Source organism: Candidatus Magasanikbacteria bacterium (genome assembly GCA_021648085.1).
GTDB lineage: Bacteria > Patescibacteriota > Patescibacteriia > Magasanikbacterales > UBA922 > JAKITS01.
Genome location: JAKITS010000001.1, coordinates 809,049 through 832,495, shown reverse-complemented (window position 1 = coordinate 832,495; position 23,447 = coordinate 809,049). Strand labels below are relative to the sequence as shown.

General features: G+C 37.4%; 13 protein-coding genes and 1 tRNA gene. 9 read left to right on the top strand and 5 right to left on the bottom strand.

Annotated elements, in window-relative coordinates:
• Positions 1–82: 82 nt before the first annotated feature.
• Positions 83–259, bottom strand: a complete 177-nt coding sequence (gene rpmH / locus L3J07_04115; GenBank protein MCF6276999.1) for a 50S ribosomal protein L34 — start codon at positions 257–259, stop codon at positions 83–85.
• Positions 260–599: 340 nt separating this feature from the next.
• On the opposite strand from rpmH, the gene dnaA reads away from it, so the two are divergent.
• On the top strand, positions 600–2,030 hold the full coding sequence (gene dnaA / locus L3J07_04110; protein MCF6276998.1) for a chromosomal replication initiator protein DnaA: 1,431 nt from the start codon (positions 600–602) through the stop codon (positions 2,028–2,030).
• Positions 2,031–2,395: 365 nt separating this feature from the next.
• Positions 2,396–3,514 carry a DNA polymerase III subunit beta gene (dnaN, locus tag L3J07_04105; protein ID MCF6276997.1) on the top strand — a complete coding sequence of 373 codons (1,119 nt, stop codon included), beginning with the start codon at positions 2,396–2,398 and terminating at the stop codon, positions 3,512–3,514.
• Between the two features lie 51 nt (positions 3,515–3,565).
• Here the strand turns inward: dnaN and L3J07_04100 are convergent, their stop codons facing one another.
• The gene (locus tag L3J07_04100) at positions 3,566–4,093 is read right to left on the bottom strand and encodes a 3D domain-containing protein (GenBank protein MCF6276996.1); all 528 of its coding nucleotides are present in this window, start codon (positions 4,091–4,093) and stop codon (positions 3,566–3,568) included.
• Between the two features lie 297 nt (positions 4,094–4,390).
• Between L3J07_04100 and L3J07_04095 the strand changes: the two genes are divergently transcribed.
• Complete coding sequence (locus L3J07_04095; protein ID MCF6276995.1) at positions 4,391–7,222, top strand: PBP1A family penicillin-binding protein; 2,832 nt, start codon at positions 4,391–4,393, stop codon at positions 7,220–7,222.
• Between the two features lie 563 nt (positions 7,223–7,785).
• Positions 7,786–8,397 (top strand): hypothetical protein, encoded by a 612-nt coding sequence (locus L3J07_04090; GenBank protein ID MCF6276994.1) that lies wholly within the window; start codon positions 7,786–7,788, stop codon positions 8,395–8,397.
• A 113-nt stretch (positions 8,398–8,510) separates the two neighbouring features.
• Here L3J07_04090 and L3J07_04085 read toward each other — a convergent pair.
• Positions 8,511–8,585, bottom strand: a tRNA-Cys gene (locus L3J07_04085).
• 708 nt (positions 8,586–9,293) lie between these two features.
• Here L3J07_04085 and polA point away from each other — a divergent pair.
• The gene (gene polA, locus L3J07_04080; protein MCF6276993.1) at positions 9,294–11,993 is read left to right on the top strand and encodes a DNA polymerase I; all 2,700 of its coding nucleotides are present in this window, start codon (positions 9,294–9,296) and stop codon (positions 11,991–11,993) included.
• A 416-nt stretch (positions 11,994–12,409) separates the two neighbouring features.
• Here the strand turns inward: polA and L3J07_04075 are convergent, their stop codons facing one another.
• A complete protein-coding gene (locus L3J07_04075) occupies positions 12,410–12,976 on the bottom strand; it encodes a hypothetical protein (GenBank protein ID MCF6276992.1) in 567 nt (188 codons plus the stop codon).
• A 199-nt stretch (positions 12,977–13,175) separates the two neighbouring features.
• Here L3J07_04075 and holA point away from each other — a divergent pair, with 199 nt between their 5' ends.
• Positions 13,176–14,153 (top strand): DNA polymerase III subunit delta, encoded by a 978-nt coding sequence (gene holA, locus L3J07_04070; protein ID MCF6276991.1) that lies wholly within the window; start codon positions 13,176–13,178, stop codon positions 14,151–14,153.
• A gap of 421 nt (positions 14,154–14,574) precedes the next feature.
• On the opposite strand, the gene rpsT is transcribed toward holA, so the two are convergent.
• A complete protein-coding gene (gene rpsT, locus L3J07_04065; GenBank protein ID MCF6276990.1) occupies positions 14,575–14,844 on the bottom strand; it encodes a 30S ribosomal protein S20 in 270 nt (89 codons plus the stop codon).
• Positions 14,845–17,139: 2,295 nt separating this feature from the next.
• Here rpsT and L3J07_04060 point away from each other — a divergent pair.
• The 3 genes from L3J07_04060 to L3J07_04050 all read left to right on the top strand — a co-directional run bounded on the left by L3J07_04060 (position 17,140) and on the right by L3J07_04050 (position 23,017).
• Positions 17,140–17,469 (top strand): hypothetical protein, encoded by a 330-nt coding sequence (locus tag L3J07_04060; GenBank protein MCF6276989.1) that lies wholly within the window; start codon positions 17,140–17,142, stop codon positions 17,467–17,469.
• Between the two features lie 416 nt (positions 17,470–17,885).
• Positions 17,886–18,860 (top strand): MYG1 family protein, encoded by a 975-nt coding sequence (locus L3J07_04055; GenBank protein ID MCF6276988.1) that lies wholly within the window; start codon positions 17,886–17,888, stop codon positions 18,858–18,860.
• Positions 18,861–19,645: 785 nt separating this feature from the next.
• Positions 19,646–23,017 (top strand): hypothetical protein, encoded by a 3,372-nt coding sequence (locus tag L3J07_04050; GenBank protein MCF6276987.1) that lies wholly within the window; start codon positions 19,646–19,648, stop codon positions 23,015–23,017.
• The last annotated feature ends 430 nt before the right edge of the window (positions 23,018–23,447 follow it).

Here is a 23,447-nt window from a genome sequence, read left to right as displayed (position 1 = left end):
GTTTTCTTTATTAAAAATTTATAAGTTTTAATAAAAACAATGTTTTGAGGCAGGTCTTACAATACGGTTTTTTCAAAAAAATTTAACGAGTTTTTCTAAGGCGTTTACCTTTTTTTTCATCACTTACAGATAATTTATCTCTTTTTTTATCTCTTCTTCTTTTCAAAAGATTTCTACCTGCTTTTGTTTTCATTCTTTTCATGAAACCATGTGCTCTCGCTCTTTTTCTTTTTTTGGGTTGATAGGTTCTTTTCGGCATATTAATATACTAAGTGGACTTACTGTCCAATAAAAAATTGTGCAACTGAATCACATTAGACTCAATGAAGCCATTATAAACAAATTATTTGATTTTGTCAACCATTACAGAGTTTTTTTACCGTTTGCGTTTTTTATAAAGACTTGTTAACATGTGGATAACCTGTGTATAATATACCCAAGTTATCCACACAATTTTATTTTTTGGCTAAATTAAGAACAATTTTTTGTTTATAAGTTATGTGCTACAATGAAATCAATTTATTATTACAAAGAATTATTACCAAATTAACCTTCTTCAAAAAATAATACTTTAGCAAAACCAACCATATAAAATAATTATGACAAATCACGAAATTTGGCAAGCCATACTAGCAGAATTTGAGCTCAAAATCTCAAAGGCTAATTTTATTACATGGTTTGGTGATACTGGAATTTCAAACTATGAAGCTGGTCAGATAGAAGTCTGCGTTCCAAATCAATTTACAAAAAGCTGGTTAGAAAAAAAATATCATTCTGAGCTTGTCAGACTTTTAGAAAAAGTAACTCAAAAACCTATTAGACGCGTTACTTACACAGTTAATAATATAAAAAAAATACAAAAAGAACCTATAGCAACAGAAGCTTTAAAGCGAAATGTTGCACCAAAACATCAAAGCCTGCCCAAAACTAAACCACAAACTTTCAATGTTCCGCCAGCACAAAAAAAGTTTACACCTAGTATGTTGCCAATAAGTGGGCACAGTTTTAGCTTAAACTCTAAATACTCTTTTGAATCTTTTATAATAGGAAAAAATAATGAACTTGCTCATGCCGCTGCAAACGCTGTGGCAAATCGTCCTGGTGAAGCATACAATCCTTTGTTTATTTATGGTGGAGTTGGATTAGGAAAAACCCACCTCCTTCAAGCAATAGCACACTCCATGCTTGCGACAAATCCAAATATGAATTTTTTATATGTAACATCTGAAAAATTTACAAATGATTTTGTCTCGGCTGTACAACAAAGGAGAATTACGAATTTTAAAGAAAAATATAGAAATGTAGACCTACTTTTAATAGACGACATTCAATTTATAGGCGGTAAAGAGCAAACTCAAGAAGAGTTTTTCCATACTTTTAACGAACTCCACCAAAACAGAAGGCAAGTAGTCCTCACAAGTGATAGACCACCAAAAGAAATTGCGTCTTTAGCAGACAGACTCAAAAGCCGTTTTGAATGGGGAATGATAGCAGATATTTCAGCCCCAGACTTAGAGACAAGAGTGGCTATTTTACAATCAAAATGTCTAGAAAAAAATTATTCACTAACAGACGAGGTGGTACAAATGGTAGCAGAGTCTGTACAAAGCAATATCCGTGAACTAGAAGGTGCATTAAACAAAATTATTGCATTTCACGAGTTAAAAAATATTTTTCCGACAATTGATAGTGTTAATTCAATTATATCCACATTTAAAAAAGTTAATGTAAAAACAAATCTTACACCAAGAAGACTTATTGACGCCGTTACTGAATTTTATAATATAAGCCCAACCGACATATTAAATAAAAGTAGAGCGAGACACATATCTTTCCCAAGACAAATAATAATGTATTTAATGCGAATTGAGTTGAGTATGTCCTATCCTGCAATAGGAAACGAGATGGGAGGAAGAGATCACACAACAGCAATGCATGCATACAAAAAAATTTACAAAAAAGTAGATATGGATGAAAAACTACAACAAGAAATAGAATTAATTAAACAAAGATTATATACTATAACTTAATTTGTAAAAAGTTTAATATTTATATTCATTTTATATACAAAAAGTGGATAAACTGTTGATAAAATATGTATAACATGTAGAATAAATTGTGGAGAGAAGATGAATAACCTGTGTACAAAAAGTAAGTTATCCACATACAAAATGTTATCAACAGTTTTATACACAAGTTGTTAATAGAAAATTAACAGCTTGATACACATTTCTAACAAACAAAAATTAGCTAAACCAAAACAAAAATAAGGGTTATCCACTTTGTCCACAGCCCTTATTACTACTACTTCTATTTATATTTATATATTAATAGAAAGGACAAAAATAAAATTCTAGAAACTCAAATTTTCAGATTTCAACTAATATTTTAAAATATGAAATTCACATGTACAAGAGAAAACCTATTAAGCGTATTACACCAAGTAAGCGGAATAGCAAATAAACATACAAATTTACCAATACTAAATAATGTATTGATTCAGGTAGGTGGCTCTAAAGTTGAACTTGTGAGTACAAATTTGGAAATTGCAATAAAAACAAACCTAAGAGCTAAAATAGAAAACGAAGGAAGTTTTACAGTTCCAGCAAAAACATTGACTGATTTTATAAATCTTTTACCAGAAGAACAAATTCATATTTCTTTAGAAGAAAATGAACTTATCGTAAAATGTGGAAGTTCCAAAACAAAAATAAAAGGTGTAGAAGCAGATGACTATCCCGTTATTCCAGAAATAGAAGAAAAAAATGGATATGTACTTTCGGCAGAAGGTTTTAAAGATTCGTTGGCAAAAGTTGTTGTAGCTGTGGCAAAAAATGAAATAAGACAAGAATTATCTGGAGTTTATTTTGGATTTTTCAATCCAAGTTTTAAAGGTCTAACTTTGGCTGGAACAGATTCATACAGATTGGCTGAAAAGAAAATAGAAATTTCGCAAGGAGACGAAAGTTTTGAATGTATTGTTCCTTCAAAAAGTGTTCAAGAATTGGTTCGATTGATAGGTACTTTAAAAGGTGAGCAAGCTGAAAATAATGTGCGTTTGTGGGTAAGTGAAAACCAGATTTCTGTAAGATTTGCGAATTTTGAAATGTCTTCTAGGCTTGTGGGTGGTAAGTATCCAGATTATACACAGATTATCCCCAAGGAATTTAAAACTGGTGCGACTGTTTCAAACGGATCTTTGGTAAAAAAGATAAAAGCTGCAAGTTTATTTACAACTTTGGGAGTAAACGCAGTGAATTTTAAAATTGGCGACGGAGAAATGACTGTTTCTTCTACAAGTACACAAACCGGAGAACACTCTTCTAGTTTAGATGCAAAAGTTGTTGGTGATGGAAATGAAATTTTATTGAATCATAGATATGTTTTGGACGGATTGCAACAAATCTCTGGAAGTGAAGTTATTTTAAATATAAATACTAGCGATACACCTTGTTTGCTCAAACCAAAAAATGACAATAGTTATATTTATATTGTGATGCCTATTAGGCAATAAAAACAAACAAAAAAGAGCTTTTAAAAGCTCTTTTTTGTTTAAATGAAATATTTAATTGTAGATTTCCATTTTTACACGCTTTACACCAAACTCAATAGCTTCGGCGCGTGTAGGTAACCATATATCCATACGACCGTAAGTATACCTCTTGTTCATACGGTCACGAACTACAAATACTTTGTCACCAAAGATCTCTGGCATACGAACCTCTGTATTAAACATAAATCCGTTGCCAGCAATAGAGTTGTAATCGCTGTATTCATCGTAATAAGTACACAAGTCAAAGTTGTTTGCGGTGTGACATGGTGTGCTGTCTGTTTGATCGACAGTACTAGAATAAGCAGTAATAACCACCCACATAGTTTTAATAGCTTCTCTGTCGTTGCTTTTAGGAAGTTTTTGTGCTATAGTTTCATTCTTCTGAAGTGTAAAAGTAATAGGGTCTGTAATCATAAAATTAGATTCAGCTCTTACTACCTGTGGGTAGTTATTACTTACTATCAAACTAGAAGCAATAATAAAAACCAGTGTTCCGTTGAAGAAATTTCTGTATTTAATTGTTTTAATAAAATTTTTCATATATTTAGACTTATTGCTTTTAAGAGCAGTCTATTTAAAAAGCCTGACTTATAGTCAGACTTAATTCTTGTTATTTTAACCTTATTAGTGTAGCATAAATAGTAAGTTTTGTCAAGTATATTGAGTAAAAAATTTTATTTTTATATAATTTTAAATTTCGCTAATTTTAGCAAAAATATGCCAATTCCTCCTCTTAAAAACCGTTCTTACGGATACATACAAAATAGCCGAAAAAAGATTAAAAAAGGACTAAAAAAGTCCAAGTCTTGGGTTTGGGTTGTTTTTATCCCTTTAGTGATGTTTACTAAGTTTTTTTCTGCGCCATTCAAGGTAAAAAAATATTATTCTAGACTTCCAGAGTATAAACGCCGTGAATTTAGAAAGAAGATTGGACTAACATTGCTAACAGTCTTTGTTTTTTGTTTTTTTCTTGGGACTATTTTAATAGCTTGGGCAAACAAAGATTTGCCAGATCCAGATAAGATTACAGATAGAAATGTGGATCAAAGTACAAAAATTTATGATAGAACAGGCGAACATTTGCTTTATGAGATTTTTGCAGACAAAAAGAGAACAATTGTAGAATTGGAAGATATTCCACAAGATTTAATAAATGGTGCAATTGCCACAGAAGATACAAAATTTTATGAACATTATGGAGTTCGTCCTCTGAGTATTTTGCGTGCTGTGGTGATGGGGGTATTTACCGAGAGAAGAATTGCTGGAACATCTACTTTGACTCAGCAATTGGTAAAAAATGCAATTTTGACCAACGAGAGGACTTATACTAGAAAACTGAAAGAAATAATATTATCTCTTCGTTTGGAGCAGAAATATAGTAAAGATCAGATTTTAAAAATTTATTTCAATGAAATTCCTTATGGCTCTACAAACTACGGTGTAGAGTCAGCTTCTCAGGCTTATTTTGGAAAACATGTAACAGATTTAACTTTGGCAGAATCTGCGACTTTGGCCGGTATACCAAAAGCTCCTTCGTCTTATTTGAATAATACAGAAATGCTTAAAACACGCCGTAATTTTGTATTGCAGAGAATGTTCGACGAGGGTTATATTTCTGAAGAAGAAAAGAATTCTGCTCAAGAGGAAGAATTGCTTATGGAAGTTCGTTATAGTGACATAAAATCACCTCATTTTGTACTTTATGTGAAGCAAAAGCTAGTAGAAAAATATGGGGAACAACTTGTGGACACGGGTGGTTTGAGGGTTTTAACAACACTCGACTGGGAAAAGCAAATGATTGCTGAGAATGTTGTAAATGATATCGGGACAAGAGTTTTGGCAGAAGCCGATGCGGACAATACTTCGCTTGTAGTGATGGATCCAAAAACTGGTCAAATTTTGGCGATGATTGGTTCCAAAGATTTTAATAATGACGATATCGATGGAAAATTTAATGTAGCTACACTTGGAAAGCGTCAGCCTGGTTCGTCGTTTAAGCCTATTATTTATGCCGCAGCTTTTGAGATGGGCTATACTCCAGAGACAATTATTTTTGATGTACTTACAAATTTTGCCGTGAGTGGTAGATCTTATATGCCTAGAAATTATGACTTGCAAGAACGCGGACCTGTGACTATGCGTCAGGCTTTGCAGGGCTCATTAAATATTCCAGCGGTAAAGACTTTATATTTGGTTGGTGCAAAAAAGGGTGTTGAGTTTGCAGAGCGTCTAGGATATACGACTCTTTCTTCTGGAGATTTTGGACTTAGTTTGGTTTTAGGAGGGGGGGAGGTAAAATTGTTGGAACATGTTTCTGCTTATTCTGTATTTGCAAATGGTGGAACTAAAGTAGAATCTGTCTCAATTTTGAAAGTAATAGATAATAGAGGAGAGATTTTAGAAGAGTGGAAAAGAAAGCGACCACAAAGAGTTTTAGAAACCTGGGTGACCAATACAATTTCTAGTGTTTTAAGTGATAATTATGCTCGCGCTTATGCGTTTGGATTGAATAGTATTTTGAATATTCCTGGGAGGCAGGTGGCAGCAAAGACAGGAACGACAAATGGCTATGTTGATGCTTGGACAATTGGGTATACACCAAGTTTGGTTGCAGGAGTTTGGGCTGGAAATACAGACAATACTCCAATGAAAAGAGGTTATGGCGGAAGTCGTGTTGCTGGTCCAATTTGGAATGCATTTATGAGTCAAGCTTTGGAAGGATCTCCTTTGGAATATTTCCCTGGAGCGCCAGCAAATACTGCTACAAAACCTATTTTAAGAGGGTCTAAAGGTGGGAGTGTGACACTGATGATAAACAGGGCAACAGGTAGAATTGCAACAAGCTCAACGCCAGTAGATAATATAATTGAGCGAACTTATATTCCACCGCATTCTATTTTGCATTATCTGGTAAAAAGTAATCCACGTGGGCAGGGCCCAACAAATCCAGCAAATGATTATCAATATAATATTTGGGAAGCATCGATTAAAGATTGGATAAAAAGAAAACAAGAAGCAAATCCAGATTGGGAGGTGAGTTTTGAAGATCCTCCAGCAGATTTTGATTCAGATGAATCACTTGGAATGGCACCAACAATTGAAGTGATTTTTCCTTCGACAAGCTCAACTTTGGGCTCTAGACAGATTGATACAGATATTCGTTTTAGCTCGCCAAGAGGAATTGCAAAAGTGACATATCAACTAAACGGAAATTATGTTGGAGTGATAAAAACTCATCCGTTCAATTTGAATTATTATGCTACCGATTTGCAAGACGGTTCACATACTTTGACAATTACAGCAGAAGACGATTTGGGAAATAGACGAATTGAAGAGATAACTTTTGAATTGATAGCTGGGGTTGAACCACCGAGCGTCACTTGGGTTGGAAATAATATTATTATTAATAAAAATGATTTTCCTTATACTTTCTTTTTGACACCATTTAAAATTGATCAAATTGAATCTGTTATAATCCAAGAAGATGTAGATGGAATAAGAACTGTTTTGGAAGAAATAACAGATTTTTCCAATTTGTTCGATGGGAAAATTACTTTTACTTTAAGTAAGATTTTGGCAAAAGGAGACCATGTGTTTATAGCAGAGGTAAAACTCAAAAAAGGAATTCCTGGGAAGGGAGACTTAATAAATGTGAAGATTGGGAAATGATGGATCGCTTACGCTTGATGAATCATTCCGCTTGCGCTCCATTTGGTGAATCGCTAGGCTTCGCCTGCTTGATAAATCACTCACTTCGTTCGTTTAGATTAGAATAAAAAAGAAAAAGTAAAAATAAACACGTCATCCTGAGCGGAATGCAGCAAAGCGGAATGAAGTCGAACGGATCTCGAAATAAAATCATAAGACTTTAAATATTCATAATTTGGATAATACTTTCACGAGATATTTCGACTCCGTTTCACTCCGCTCAATATGACGTACGGATTTTTTTGTCATTCTCAGCTTGACTGGGAATCCAGGGTTTGAATCACAGTTCTGGTTTGTAGACCTTGGATTTTTAATTAAGTTGAGGATGATAGAGGAAAGTGTAGTAAATTGAGTGTAAAAACAAAAAAGAACTTTTTAAAAAGTTCTTTTTTGTTTGTAAAATCACTGCTTTTAGCTTGACAAAACCCTTTTTTTGTGCTATACTTATCGAAGTTCCTTACAATCCCAGTCTAACCCAGTCTAAACTTAAATAGGCATGAAAATGCCTAAACACGGAGAAGAACATGTCTGAAGACATCAATGTTGTTTATGTTTCTAGTGAAGAGCAAGCAGAAGAGATGTGGAGAAAAGCAGAAGAAAATAAGAAAAAAATGGAGTGGAAAAGAACAGTGAAATTGATGTGGCGTTTTGCCATGATTTCAACGGTCATCACTCTTGTGGTTTTGAGCATCTTTCAGTATTTTGCTGAAAGCAATTTGGTGGTTGATTATGTTTATTATGAGTATAGTATTCATGGAGTATTGCTAAAATTGGTTCCAAGTCTATTTATTGAAACTTTCCAAAGTAGATGGTGGGATCTACTTTTTGTTCCAATTTGTGTTTTTATTTTGGTATTAACTTATAGAATAGTATTTGAACACAAACAGAACGAGCCTGTATTTGCAATTTTGGGATTTGGATTTTTGTGTTCAATTGCTTATGGTGTTTGGTTTGGAATGGTTTATGGACTTTTACTTTGTGTAGGTTTTGTACTTTTCGCAATAATGGGTGAAATTATTGTGTTTACTTTGGTTGGTTTGAAAAAACTAATAAAAGCTACAGTGAGGATTGTAGTTAGTTTCCAGAAGAAATACATTACCTTTGCCAAGTTACATAGATGGCTTCTAGCAAAATGAAAATAAGCTAAAAAGCCAAAAGCCTCGGACTAAACATCCAAGGCTTTTTTTATTTTTGTATATTTTTTCTTTCAAGCGAAGCGATAGATCAAACGAACGAAGTTACACGATCTTGGAGGTACGGGCGGGAATCGAACCCACGAGTAGAGGTTTTGCAGACCCCTGCCTTACCACTTGGCTACCGTACCATTGGAGAAAAAGCAGATTAACGATTAAGCAGACTAGGCAGACTAAGTAAAAAAGTCAAAAGTCTATAAAGTCGAAAGTCACAAATTAATCACGTCATCCTGAGCGATAGCCGAAGGATCTCGTTTTTAATTCATTAGTACACTTACTCAACACAAATATAACATATTTTTAATATCTTTTCAAGGGTTAATATATTTTTTCCTTTTGTGATACTGTCTCGAGATCCTTCGACTTCATTCCGCTTTGCTCCATTTCGCTCAGGATGACGTTTTTTATTCACGTCATATTGAGCGGAACGGAGTGGAGCCGAAGGATCTCGTGTTTGTTTTACTATTTTTTGTTCTTATTATTCTTTCACGAGATCCTTCAGCTTCGCTTAGGATGACGTTTTTTATTCACGTCATATTGAGCGGAACGAAGTAGAGCCGAAATATCTCGTATTTGTTTCACTATTTAATGTTTTTGTTATTCTGTCTCGAGATCCCTCAAGCTCGGCTTCGCTTCGTTCGGGATGACGTGAGAGAAAAGTAGATTGAGCAGATTAAGTAAGGAATGAGTTTACACACGAATCTGTATCATCTATCATTATATCCTTCTTGTCATCCTCAGCTTGGGGATCGGTTGATTTCTGGTTAAGCTAGAAATGATAAACAGTAGTAAAAAGATTATGTCTTGAAACTGTTTGTAAAAGTGATACAATACAGTCTATGACTAATAAAAAAGAAAAATTTGTAATTATAGATGGGAATGCGATAATCCACAGAGCTTATCACGCGCTTCCTCCGTTTACTACCAAAGCTGGCGTGCAGGTGAACGCTGTGTATGGTTTTGCTTCTATGCTTTTGAAGGTTTTGGATACTATAAAACCAGAATATTTGGCTGTGAGTTTTGATGTTGCAAAAAAGACTTTTCGAGATGATCTGTACAAAGAATATAAGGTAAAGCGGGTAAAGACAGACCAAGAATTATATGATCAAATTCCACTTGTGCACGAAGTTGTGAAGGCTTTTGATATTCCAATTTATCAAAAAGCAGGTTTTGAGGCTGATGATGTGATAGGAACAATTGCAAAAGATTTAAGTAAAAAGTGGGATGGGCAGGTTATAATCTCAAGTGGCGATAAAGATTTATTGCAGTTGGTAGATGAAAATATCCATGTATATTTGATCCGCAAAGGAATAACAGATGTGGTAATGTTCGATGAAAAGGCTGTAAAAGAAAAATTTGGTTTTGCACCAGAAATGATGGTTGATTTTAAATCTTTAAAAGGCGATCCATCTGATAATATTCCAGGAGTAAAAGGAATTGGAGATAAAGGCGCAAATGAACTGCTTTCTAAAATTGGGAATTTGGAGAAAATTTATGAGCAAATAGATAGTTTGGAAGAAAAAGGAATAAAACCGCGAACTGTAAAACTGCTAAAAGCAGACAAGGAAATGGCTTTTTTGAGTAAAAAATTGGCAACAATTGTGACAGATGTAAAAGGTCTAAATTTCAAAGTAAAAGATGCCGAGACACAAACAATAGATTTGGAAGAAGTTGTGGCTTTGTTCAATGGTTTTGGATTTAATAGTTTGGTAAAACGCGCTTCTGCGATGTTTGGCGACGAGGAAAAAGATCTTCCAACAAAATCTACCGAAAAAGAAAAAAGAGAAATTGTAAAAGTTTCAGTAGAAGATGTAGAAAAAATAGTTTCAAAATTAAAAAAAGAAAAAGAATTTTTTTGTAAAGAAATTTTAGGAAATGAAGATGTTTTAGGAAATAAATTGATAGGATTTGCGTGTGGAATTAAAAATGAAAATTATTTTTTCGATTTTCGTGCTTTTGAAAATGATCAAAAGAAAACTTTTTATTCTTTGTTTTCTGGGGATAATTTGCTTTTTGGGCATAATCTAAAACAACTTACAAAAATTTTGTTAGTAAATAGAATTGAAATTAAAAACAAACTTTTTGATTTGATGATTGCTTCGTATTTAACAAATTCTAGCACCCGTGCTCACGATTTGAAAAGTATTGTTGCAAGAGAACTTGGAAAAGAAATAAAAGAAAATGTTCAAACGAGTTTGTTTGATGATGGTACAGAAGTCGTACATGAGGGGGTTGAATATTTTTTCAGACTTTACGAAGAATATCATAAATTTTTGAAAGAACAGAAAAATGATGATTTGTTTCATAAAATTGAAATGCCGTTGATAAAAGTTTTGGCGCAAATAGAACTAAATGGAATATTTGTTGATAAAGAAAAATTAAATAAATTGGCAAAACAAATAAACGCAAAATTGGAAAAAACAACTGAAAAAATACATAAATTGGCAGGAAAAGATTTTAATATTGCCTCGTCTGTTCAGCTTCGCGATATTTTGTTCAAAGATTTGGCTTTGTCAACCGCTGGAATTAAAAAAGGTAAAACTGGCTACTCCACTGCTTCTAGCGAATTGAATAAATTGCGAAGTTTTCACAACATAATTCCACTTATAGAGGAGTTTCGTGAATTGTCAAAATTGAAAAATACTTATGTAGATGCTTTGCCAAAAATTATAAATAAAAATACAAATAGAATTCATACAGATTTTAATCAAGCCGTGACAACAACCGGTAGACTTTCTAGCTCAAAACCAAATTTGCAGAATATTCCTACGCGTTCGGAAATTGGCAGAGAAATTCGTACGGCTTTTAGCACACCGAGTGGTTTTGAACTGGTTTCAGCCGACTATTCGCAGATTGAGCTTAGAATTGTGGCTTCGCTTGCAAAAGATAAAAAGATGTTGGAGATTTTTAACGAAGGAAAAGACATTCACACAGCAACTGCGGCAGCGATAAACGGTGTGTCAGAAGATGAGGTTACAAAAACAATGCGAAGTCGTGCCAAAGAGGTAAATTTTGGTGTTTTGTATGGAATGGGTTCATATGGTTTGGCGAGCAGAACAGGAATTTCCAACGAACAAGCAAAAGAATTTATAAAAAAATATTTTGAGGAATTTGAAGGTGTCAAAAAATATATAGACGAAACTTTGGATTCTGCAAAAAAACTTGGATATGTTGAAACTTTTTTTGGAAGACGCAGATATATTCCAGAATTGAGAGCATCAAATTTTCAGGTGAGAAACTCTGGTGAGCGAATGGCAGTAAATATGCCAATTCAGGGAACAGCAGCTGATATGCTCAAACTTGCGATGATAGAAATTGACAAAAGATTAAAGAAAAATTTTAAACTTGAAGATGTAAAAATAGTTTTGCAAGTTCACGACGAATTGATTTTTGAGGTAAAAAGCAGTTTGGTAAACAAAGTGACAAAAGTTGTAGAAGAGGTAATGCAAACTGTGCAACATTTTGATCACAGCACAAAAATGTTGGCACCACTCGAAATTCATACGTGCCATGCCAAAAATTGGGGTGAATTAAAATAAAAAAAGGCTAAAGTTTTAATTTAATTATTTATATTTTAATAATACTAAACTGAGATATTTCGACTCCACTTCGTTCCGCTCAATATGACGTGTGTTAAATTTTCGACTCCGTTTCACTCCGCTCCATATGACGTGCGTTGGGTTTTCTGTCATTCTCAGCTCGACTGGGAATCTAGGAGTCTACAAACCAGAATTATTTTTATATAAAAATACACAAACTGTAATAATTATATTGTGATACAAACTCTGGATCCCTAATCGAGTTTAGGATGACAGAGTAGAAAGTTCGTAAAGTCTATAAAGTAAAAAGTTAAATACGTCATCCTGAGCGAAGCCGAAGGATCTCGCCACAGAACAATTAAAATATAAATAAGAAATAAAAAAACCGTCTCGAAGTATCGAGACGGTTTTGGTTTCTAGTTTTTTATCCGTAGTCCAAACATGGAGCTGACTTTTCCTGTTTCCAAGATGCCGTACATTACCGGCGAACTCCAGACCGTGATATGGCTACCAAAATTGAATTCGAGAAGTGGTCCAAAACCATTAAACCTTCTTAAAACCCATCCGTATCTAAGTATGTTTTCTGGAGAATATGTCAAGAATTTTAAAATGTAAAAGAAGTTTCCTTTTGAGTCTTCACTCAAATCCATTTCACCTACAGCCGAAAAAGAATAGTACTTTTCTCTCCAACTAGTAAATAAAGCAGTTCTAAAATTATTTTCACCTGTCACGCCTATTCCTGCGCCGGCAGACAATTCGTTGGCGGAGATTGTTAGTCCTCCATAAACTTGCGAAAAATTTTCACTAACAGAAGCAAATATAAATATGTTGTCGACCTCGGCATACCCGAGTGTGTTTATACTGGCCACATTATTTTGAACTGAAACTTCAGTTTCCAAACTAACATAGCCCTGCCCAAAAATTGGAAAACAAAACAAAGTTAAAATTGAGAACACGAATATTGCTGAAAAGAACTTTCTCATTGCCTACTCCTTTGATTTGAGGTCGTAATATTTAAACATAAAAAACAAAGTTTGTCAATTCCCTGTCTTATCCAAGCGAAGCGATTTATCAAATCCAGCGAAGCGAAAATGATTTATCAAGTATAACGATTCATCAAACTAAGTGATTCATCTTTTGTTTACTTGTCAATAGCAAGGTATTAAACTAGAATAAGTACATATGATAATTTTTATTTACGGCAAAGACACTTTTCGCAGTAGAAAATATTTGAATCAAATGATAAAAGGTTTCAAGGAGAAGCGTGATTTAGAAGGGTTCAATACTGTAAAAATAGATTGCGAGAAGACAAAAGAAATTGGGTTTATTTGGAACGAGGTTTTGACCGTTCCTTTTTTGGCGGAGAAAAAGATGATTGTGCTGGAAAATTTTTTTGCTGCAAATCAAGACAAACTCTTTGAATTATTTGCAGAACACCTAAAAAAAGGTTTTTTTGATAAAGAAAGTAAAAATGTTGTAGTGATTTGGGACGGCTTAGACACTGTAAAAAAGAAGGTTGCGAAGAATCTTATGTCTTTGCTAGTCAAACAGCCCTACACGCGCAAATTTGACGTCCTGAAGTCAAATGAGTTGGGAGGTTGGATAGCAAAAGAAGCTCAAAGCAGAGGTGGTGCTATAAATTGGAGTGCTTCAAACAAACTTGCAAAAAATTCCATAGATATGTGGCAAGCTAGTTCCCTACTCGACCAACTTTTGGATTACAAAGATGGTGAAGAGATCACAGACAAAGATGTAGATTTGTTTGTTGCAGAGAAGGCGGATGATAATATTTTCAATTTAATAGATAGTATTTTAAATAAAAATAGTAAAAATGCTTATGCAATGATTCGCCAACAATACAAAAAAGGCGAAAATACGCTTTATATTTTTGCTATGCTTTTGCGTCAATGTAGGATCTTGTTAGAAATCAAAGATTTTGTAGAAAGAAATGGACAAGTAAACAGCAAATCTCTTGCCGTCACTTTGAAGATGCATCCGTATGTGGCACAAAAATCTTTATCAACTGCGAATAATTATTCGCTAGATACTTTAAAAAATTTCTACTCAGAACTTTTGGATTTTGATATAAAAATAAAAACCGGCCAAGTTGACCAGTCTTTACTTTTAGATGTTTTAGTTGGAAAATTTGCAGAAGGATAAATCGCTGATGCTTGCTTAATTCTTTTGGGTTAGAACAAGAAAAGACATAGCACAGACAATATAAGACATGGCACAGACAATATAAGACAAAATATAAAAAGAACACTCTTCTTTTTCTTACTTAGTTTGCTATCTCATAACGTCATCCTGAGCGAAGTCGAAGGATCTCGATTCAGGATCATTAGAACATAAAATATTCAAAGTTCTAATGATACTTTCCCGAGATATTTCGACTTCGTTTCACTCCGCTCAGGATGACGTATATTAAGTCACGTCATTTCGACTCCGCTTCCTGCCGGCAGGCAGGGATCTCGTAGAAATATCACTAAAATATAAATAATTAAAAAAATGCCAATTCCCTTTTTTATTTAAACAAAAAAACCTTGATTATTACATCGAGGTTTTTTAAAACAATATTTCTTTACTTTGCGACCTTAACTTTTGACATTTTTCTCATCAATCTTGCTACTTTTCTTCCAGCAGTATTTTTGCTGATTACATTTAGTTTTGCAGCTTTATCCAATTTCTTTTGAGCTTTCACAACTAATGCTGTTAGATCTTTTGATCCAGCTAAAATAGCTTTATCTACATTTTTCACAGCTTCTTTGTAAGCTATTTTTACTTTTTTGTTTCTGAGAGCTCTTTTAATTGATTGTCTTAGTGCCTTTTTGGCATTATCTTTATTTGGCATAATTTTCTTGAAGTTTATTAAACACAGGCATTATAAATGAATTGTTCTATTTTGTCAAGGATTTTGTCTTATAAACTAAGGAGTAAAAAATAATAAAACAAACACGAGATATTTCGACTCCACTTCGTTCCGCTCAATATGACGTGAGCTTTTATTTTTAACTCCACGAGGTGAAGCTCAATATGACGTGAATAAAAAACGTCATTCCGAACGGAGCAAAGCACAAAATACTCACATGTCGTCCTAAACAAAACATAAAACATACACACGTCATCCTGAGCGAAGTCGAAGGATCTCGAAACAATATCACAAAAACCAAAAAATATCAATATAAAATTTGGCTAAAATAAGCCAAATAGAGTTAAAAAGACTTGACAAAAGAGCCAAAAAGTGGTATAGTTATATATCAATTAAATGATTGATAAGCCGAAATAAGTACCTTTAAGTTTAAAACAAAAGAACATTGAATATTTATAGTTCTGGTGATAAAGCTTCGAGATACTGTGCCTGTTGGCTGGTTTGTTTCGACTCCACTATATTCAGCTTAATATGATGTGAATAAAACCACGTCATCCTGAGCGACAGCCGAAGGATCTCGGGACAACATCACCTTTCCATCACGCCATCCTGAGCGAAGTCGAAGCCGTGCCTGCCGGCAGGCTGGGATCTCGTGAAAATATCACTAAAACACAAAAAACATCATTTATTGAGAATAATTTATAAATTCTAAGAAAAATACAAGAATTTATGAATTATCTTCATTAAAATGAAGAAGCAAATTACAAAAAAACAGTAAACCTTTATAAAAAGAAAGAAACCGGAAAAAGCTAATTCCCCTAGGGAAAAGACAAAAATGGAGGCAAAAGACTTGACAAAAGAGTCAAAGAATGGTATACTGATTTATCAATTAAATGATTTATTATGAATTAAATAGTTGATAAACAAAATTTTAAAACTTATCTACATTTGGAAGGAGAGAGCCAAAAGTAGAATCATACTGATAAAAGCCGTATAAAGGCAATAAAACACTCTCTCCACCAAGAGAGTGTTTTATTTTTACAGACTTGGGTGTTACATACTTGGGAGCAATATATTAATGGCGCCAAGGCAAACAGTTAGCACCTAAATCTGTCGAAATATTCGACAAAAGAACATTTAAATTGTGATTACGCGTATTGCCCAAGTAAAAGGAGAGAGATTTTTGGGCGATCCGAGTACACATTCTTGTACTCAAGGAATAGACAATTTTAGTATATTTCTTGTATATGTTCTAGAGGTAGATCCGTTATACAATTGCTTTTAGTTAGAATTTAATAAAATTTAAGCGAAAACAATTTTTTATTAATAAGCTTTAGCTTTAGCTAAGATATTTAAGAAAAAATAGTTTGGAGCTAAATTTTATAAATTATGGGCTAAAATAAATTGTATAGCGGTTCTACAGATAGAATGGATGTAGAAAATGTAGACAACATTGTCGCAAGACGGTTTTGACTCGTTCGTGACATTCCTATCTTGAACCACAAGAACAAGATAGTATCAAGTGCATCCCCTCTTAACTTCGGTTGAGGGTGGGACAGTTGATACTAATATCAACAGAACATTAAAAAAGAGATTAAAAAGTCTATTCTGTCATTCTCGGCTCGATCGGGAATCCAGAAACGGTGATTCAAACCTTGGATCCCCAGTCAAGCTGAAGATGACAGGAAAACTCACGTCATCCTGAGCGAAACGAAGTGAAGTCGAATGGATCTCGTGAAAATATCACAATAATATCATTAATTAACCTATTAATTCATAATAAATAAGTATGATTTTTCCAACAGAGCTTATTTCATTCTTTTAAATAAGAAGAAAGAAACTTTATTAAATTGAAGTTTCGCGGAGAACGATTTTAATTTATCCTTCTCCACTCAATTGAGCCCTTGAATAGTTCAAGAGTTCAACAGAGTTTAATATCAGATTTTTTGCAATAAATGAAAAAAATCTTGCGATATTTCTATATATAGAAGTATTACAAGAGTTTTTTCTTAAAAAAGAGAAAAAATTCTAAAGTTCCTTTAAGAAACGGAAATTCCGGCTTGCCAAGCTAGAACGAATACAATCTTAGATCGATCACTATTATAAAAATAGTTGATTGGATTGTATTTGAAATAGATCTACTAATGTTTCTATTACAAGCCTATGAGTCAGTGATGACAATATTAGAGTGTAATAGGTAAAAATATTAGAATAAATTTCCAAAACAAAAACGGTCCCAACTTAGTTGGGAGCCTCGGGTGGCACTGAGGTTGAAAAATGGAGGCCAAAATGGCCAGCAAAAACATCGTCGCTTCTTCTTCTTCTTCTTTTTCCTTTTCCTTCTCCTCCCTCAGTTTTGAGGGGGTTGATGTTTCGTTCGAGCAGTTGGGAGGGCTGCTCGTTGGAAAAGTAGATGAGAAGATCGTCCAAAGGTGGACGATCTTCACCGAGGAGGATGTGGTCGCAGCCCGCGCAAAGCGCGCGGCGGCCAAAAAAAAGTTCGAGATGATGAAGGTAAAGGCCAAAAAGGCCAAGGCCGACAAGGCATACGCCAAGGCCCGCGCCAAGCGGACCCGCAACGGCGGGGCATTTGGAAAACGCTGGTAAAGCGTTTTCAACCCTAATCACATTGAAGGGTAAAATAAATGTGTAGGTGAAGACTGCCGAATCAGTCTAATAGCACATCCCCCAATTCACTTTGCACAAAGTAGAATTGGGGGACTTTTTTGAGAGTTTAACCCTAAAAAGTTGAGTTCTCAACAGAGTATAGAGATTCCTACATTTTACCAATGTGGGACGGTTAATACCTTGAAAGGATTGTTTCCTAGATGAAACAGTTTGGTATCAATTGACATACTTTCAAACACTTTTACCTTTTTAAGCCTGTGAGTCGCAAAAGACAATAGCAGAATAAAAAGGAAATATAAAAGTGTACACAAAATCTCTAAAAATTTAACCCGTCATTTTGTATGTGCCCGCTCGGTATATACAAAACGTTTCGAGCAACGCCTTGGAATGAAAAAATGACACCCGCCAATGGTAAGGTGGGAAACTTCCTGAGGAGGAAGATTAAGATGAGCAACGACAATAATTTCGTCGCAGCCACCTCCACCTCCACCGTAATGGTGGGAACCCACAACGGCGTGTTTCACGCCGATGACGTATTCTCCATAGCCAGCCTTCGGCTGGCTCTCGGAGAAATAAAAATAATCAGGACCCGTAACCCGGAGGTCTTGATGGAGTGTGATATCCGGGTTGATGTCGGGGGAAAGGACTTCCCAGACAATGGTGATTTCGATCACCATCAAAGGGGAGGTGCGGGATTCCGTGAAAACGGAATTCCTTACGCATCGTTCGGGTTAATTTGGAAGTCTTTTGGACTCCAAATTAGCCAAGGCGACAAGGGGGTCGCCGACCTCGTAGAGAGGAATCTCGTAATGCCAGTTGATGCTGGAGATTGCGGGCACACTTTTTATGAGGTGAATGGAGGTGGTGTCCTGCCAAACACCATCTCCAACATGATCTCAAGTTTAAACCCTTCCTGGCAGGAGGAGGGTTTAAACTTCGACGCTTGCTTCAAGCAGGCGGTCGAAATGGCGGAGGTTCTCCTCCGTCGAGAGATCGTGAAAGCCCAGGGCGAGGTCCTCGCCCGGAAGGTGGTCCGTGAGGCCATCTCTGGTGCCGAGGACTCCCGACTCGTAGTCCTCGACCGCTTCTGCCCATGGCAGGAGGTGGTCGTGACCGAGTCGGACGCACTCTTCGTTCTTTTTCCGGCTCCGACCGGAGATTGGCGAATCCAGTGTGTACCCCCCACTTTGGGGAGCTTTGGAAAGCGCAAGCCGCTACCCGAGGCCTGGGCCGGAAAGCGAGGGGAGGAACTCGCCAAGATGACAGGGGTGGTAGATGCCATCTTTGTTCATATTGGTTTGTTCATCGGTGGGGCGCAATCCCGTGAGGGAATCTTGCGTCTCGCCGAGCTCGCCCTCGCCGCCGAATAGTTGCATTCCCGCGACAAACCTTTTTTCACTCAAGGGGTAGTGAAAAAAGGGTAAACCAACCCCAACCTTGTGACTGGAATAAGTCTAAAAATCCAGCTCGCGATTCTATGCAACGCATGAACATAGATATAGCCCGCCCAGCCGAATAAATGGGCAATAAAGATTCGCATTGAATCTTTGGGGAGTGGTTCGATTGAACAATCGACCACTCCCCTACAACATTGAGTTTTTAACCAAAAGGTTGAAGGTTCAATAGAGTATATATTATTATTTAAAATCAAATATAGAAAATACACACGCCATCCTGAGCGAAGTCGAAGGATCTCGCGAAAGTATCACAAAAACATAAAATAGTGAAACAAACACGAGATATTTCGACTCCACTCCGTTCCGCTCAATATGACGTATATTTTATTTTGTCATTCCCGGCTTGATCGGGAATCCAGAGTATTCAAAATAGAATTATTTTATATAAAAATACATAAACTGTAATAATTATATTAATATAAAAACCTTGGATTCCCTCAGTCAAGCTGAGGACGACAGAAGAAAAAAATAAATTTAAAAACTTAATTTCCGCCTTGATAATTTATCGAGGCTGATGAGAGTTCGTCAAATAAAAAAGTTCGAGCAACCCGGCTCGTTTGTCTGTATTACTAGGCTTTAAAAAAAGTAATAGCGTGCAGAAAGTCAGTTGAATCTGGCCAGGCAGGGTGGGAATTTCCGGGCATTGTGCTCGGAAAAATGTTGTCGCAAGACGCATTACCACTGCTTGAGGAGAAGAGATGAGAAAAGAGGAGAAACTCCCAATCTTGCCCTTTGAGGGTGAGATTGTCTCTGCCGTGCGCGACCACAATGTGGTTGTGATCACGGCAAAGACCGGGGCTGGGAAATCCACCCAGGTAGTTCGTTTCCTAGCGGAAGCGGGGTACCGGGTGGTATGCACCCAGCCTCGAAGATTGGCAACACGCACCGTAGCGGCGCGTGTTGCCAAAGAGATAGGCGTCCGCCTCGGCGGACGCGTTGGTTACCGCACGGGAGTTGATCGTGCGGACTCGGCTGCAACCGAGATACTTTTCTGCACGGACGGGTTGCAGCTCGTTCGTGAGCTTTCCGGCTCAGGCGTTGGAGAGCGGACAGTTCTCGTCCTCGACGAGGTCCACGAATGGAATACCAACATGGAAGTGTTGGTGGCGTGGACTCGTAAGAGGATTGAGGACGGGGATGACCTTCGGGTCGTCCTGATGTCCGCGACGCTAGACGCCGAGAGATTGGCATCCTACTTTGGTGGGGTGCCGGTCATCTCCGTACCGGGCCGACTTTTCCCGGTCGAGAAACGCAACGCTCCGGCGTACGCGCTTCTTGACGAGGTAGAAAAGTTGGCTGGAGCGGGACGCAACGTTCTCGTATTCCAACCTGGCAAAAAGGAGATCGCCGAGACAGTATCGGCACTCCAAGCCAAGTTGGGAGCGAGCGCAATAGTGCGCCCGCTCCACGGAGGACTCGAGTATTCGGAGCAACAACTTTGCTTCGAACCCGCGCCGACTGGCAAGGTGAAGGTGGTGGTTTCCACGAATGTCGCACAGACATCCGTGACCATTCCCGACATCGACGCCGTTGTCGACTCAGGACTCGAGCGTCGGATTGAGCTGGTGGATGGAATTGAGGGTTTGTACCTCAAAGATACCAGCCAAGCCGACTGTACCCAGCGCGCGGGGCGTGCTGGGCGGACGAAGGCTGGAGTTTATATTCTTTGCTCGGCGACGAGTATTGAGGATAGACTCGCCTTCCCGAAAGCGGAGATTCTCCGCTCGCGTCTCGACCAGACGGTTCTTCGTTTGGCGGTGCAAGGTTTTGATGCTACGGCATTGAAATTCTTCCACCAGCCAGATGAAACTGTGCTGGCCGAGGCAAAGCGCGCACTCGTGGCGCTTGGTGCGATGTCGTCCGACGGCGAAGTCACAAAGACTGGTCGGCGGATGGCAAAGTTTTCGGTAAGTGTAGGGTTCGCCCGTATGCTTATCGAAGCCGAGCGGCTCGGAGTTGTCGAGCAGGTTGCGACTATTGCAGCTTGTCTCGAAGTTGGTGACATCCGTGCCCGTGATGGGAAATGGAAGTCGTTGACGCAGGAGAACCAATCCGACCTTCTGGCTGTGCTAGACGTTTTCAACGTCGGCAAAGCAATGAAGGGAGGACACGGCAGGTCCAAAGTGAATTGCTTGCGTGACGCAGGTATTTTTACTAAAGACTTTTTCCGAGCGGATGAGATTCGCCGGAAACTCCTAAGCTCCACGAGAAGGTCGCTTCATTCTAACTCTAAGTCGTTCGCGACAAAAGAGTTGGAAAAGAAAGCGATCCTTCGCGCATGCGTCGCCGGGATGGTAGACCACTTGTACCAAAAAGAGTACAGTGGCTACAAGAACGGCGACGGGTGGGCTCGCCAGCTCGATAATAAGAGTGTGGTGAGTTCTGGAGCCGACTGGATCGTTGGTATTCCGTTTGATATTTCTGGCAAAGGTAGGCGTGGTTCTTACACGCTTCGTCTTGTCGGAATGGCAACGGAAGTCGATCCAAATTGGCTTTGCGAAGTGGCGCCCCACCTCGCAGAAAAGAAGACAGGCCTCTTGCCTACTTTCTGCCAAGAAAAAGATACTGTGGTTTCAACCACAAAAATCTTCTTCAATGGCACAGAAGTTGGTGAGCAAACGGTTGATCACTGTGATCATCCAGACTCGGCTGAGATCTTCGCAGGATTTCTCGCGAACAATTCACATGTTTCTCCTGCTCTCGAGCAGAATCAGAAACAAGTGAATCGTGCACGCGAGCTCAATGTTCGGGCTGGTGAGGAAGTCTTTGAGGTTCAAGACCTTGAAGAATTTTACCTCGCTCAACTCGACGGAGCAAAGTGCGCGCGCGAGATCAAAAATCCGGGAGCAATTTTGCTTCCGGCTCTCGACGAGGAGCTTGTTGAATTGGTTTTGGGTGAAAATCCAGACACAATCAACCTTTTCGGAAGTGATCTTGTGGTGAAGTATCGTGACTATAATAATAGTTTTGATATTCCTCAAGTGAAACTTACCGATGAGATGGTGAAGGCGAATAGCTGGATCCAATTGTCGGACGAGGGTGTTCGCCTTCCTGGCGGTCGTCTGTTGGAAGTTGTTGCTAGTTTCGGCTATTATGCAACTTTCAAGGAAACTGATGTGCCTACGCTCAAGAAAAAGATGTGCGAATATCTTAATGTTGATCAGTGGCATGAGTTTTTGGGTGGCAACAAAAAGCCAGAAGTTAAGTTTCCTGAACTATTGGATGAAGACTCTTCAATTCCTTTTGTGACCTCTGTTTACGGACAGTGTGTTGTGACAGGAGAAGATCTCTTTATTTATAGTACTCTTATTTGGAGTTCCAGTTATGGAATCTTCGAGAATAAGAGAGTTAAGGATCTCAACGAGGCGAAGGAGGTTTTCCAAAATTCTGTTCTTCAGCTCGCAGAGTTGAAGATTCAGAATCGTGGGAAATTTGAAGCTAAAAAGCTTCAAGAAACACTCGGAAAACTTATTGGCCGTAAAGGTTGGTATGATTTGAAAGAGTGTGACTCCAAAAAACAGGCTGGAGATAGAAGGTATTGCTATCTATCATCTTCGGTCGAAGAGCTTTCCAAATGGATTGCTGAAACTAAAGTGATTATCACTGAAGTTGAGGTGCTGTTTGAAAAGTTGGAAGCGGATCTGGAGCTTGAACAAGAGGTAATTGCTGTAATCCTTCGGGAGAATGGCGATAATCTTGATCAGGCGCGTCAGATTCGTGCGTTTGCCGACAAAGTTGTTGAGATTTTGGGTAGCAAAGAAAAAGCTACACAAATCTTTAACGGCGAACTGAACGCTCCTTATGGACGCGCTCGCCGGCAAGACGCAATCGCTGACAAAGTATCCAATTTAGATTGGTGTTGTCAGGGAGACGAATTCTTTTCTTTGGGTCGCGCCAGAGACTTGGATTTGTGGTTGCAGTTGGCTATTACTTATCTTGACTCGACAACTGTCGTGAAGAGTAAAAGTAATGGAAAAAAGAAAGTTGCAAAAGTTAATAAGCCAGCGCAACAAACTTCCAAAGGCAATCGAAGTCTGAATGATCTTCAGGCGATGTTCAATAATCATTGAGCGCAAAAAAAGATCAACCCTTCCTCACAACGGGATTCGTGAGAAAAAGGAGGTAGTTCATATCCCAACTGGTTCGTTTAACCAGCTTGTTGCACAACAAGGAATAAATAGCACAGAAACATTCCTCCAATTTTACACACAGTAAAATTGGAGGACTTCATTGAGTTTTTAACCAAAAGGTTGAGTTCTCAACAAAGTATATATTATTATTTAAAATCAAATATAAAAAATACACACGCCATCCTGAGCGAAGTCGAAGGATCTCGCGAAAGTATCACAAAAACAAAAAATAGTGAAACAAACACGAGATATTTCGACTCCGTTTCACTACGCTCAATATGACGTGAACAAAAAATATTTTGCTCTGTTCAGTAAAAACTCTATCATTTATATTTTCAAATCGGCCAGTAATTCAGCATTTTTTGTTGGA

Excerpts from the sequence above, each read along its gene's own strand:
- dnaN (MCF6276997.1), top strand. The coding sequence starts at position 2,396 with ATGAAATTCACATGTACAAGAGAAAACCTATTAAGCGTATTACACCAA.
- polA (MCF6276993.1), top strand. The coding sequence starts at position 9,294 with ATGACTAATAAAAAAGAAAAATTTGTAATTATAGATGGGAATGCGATA.
- rpsT (MCF6276990.1), bottom strand. The coding sequence starts at position 14,844 with ATGCCAAATAAAGATAATGCCAAAAAGGCACTAAGACAATCAATTAAA.
- L3J07_04055 (MCF6276988.1), top strand. The coding sequence starts at position 17,886 with ATGACACCCGCCAATGGTAAGGTGGGAAACTTCCTGAGGAGGAAGATT.
- L3J07_04050 (MCF6276987.1), top strand. The coding sequence starts at position 19,646 with ATGAGAAAAGAGGAGAAACTCCCAATCTTGCCCTTTGAGGGTGAGATT.
- L3J07_04060 (MCF6276989.1), top strand. The coding sequence starts at position 17,140 with ATGGAGGCCAAAATGGCCAGCAAAAACATCGTCGCTTCTTCTTCTTCT.
- L3J07_04095 (MCF6276995.1), top strand. The coding sequence starts at position 4,391 with ATGTTTACTAAGTTTTTTTCTGCGCCATTCAAGGTAAAAAAATATTAT.
- L3J07_04090 (MCF6276994.1), top strand. The coding sequence starts at position 7,786 with ATGTCTGAAGACATCAATGTTGTTTATGTTTCTAGTGAAGAGCAAGCA.
- dnaA (MCF6276998.1), top strand. The coding sequence starts at position 600 with ATGACAAATCACGAAATTTGGCAAGCCATACTAGCAGAATTTGAGCTC.
- L3J07_04075 (MCF6276992.1), bottom strand. The coding sequence starts at position 12,976 with ATGAGAAAGTTCTTTTCAGCAATATTCGTGTTCTCAATTTTAACTTTG.
- L3J07_04100 (MCF6276996.1), bottom strand. The coding sequence starts at position 4,093 with ATGAAAAATTTTATTAAAACAATTAAATACAGAAATTTCTTCAACGGA.
- holA (MCF6276991.1), top strand. The coding sequence starts at position 13,176 with ATGATAATTTTTATTTACGGCAAAGACACTTTTCGCAGTAGAAAATAT.
- rpmH (MCF6276999.1), bottom strand. The coding sequence starts at position 259 with ATGCCGAAAAGAACCTATCAACCCAAAAAAAGAAAAAGAGCGAGAGCA.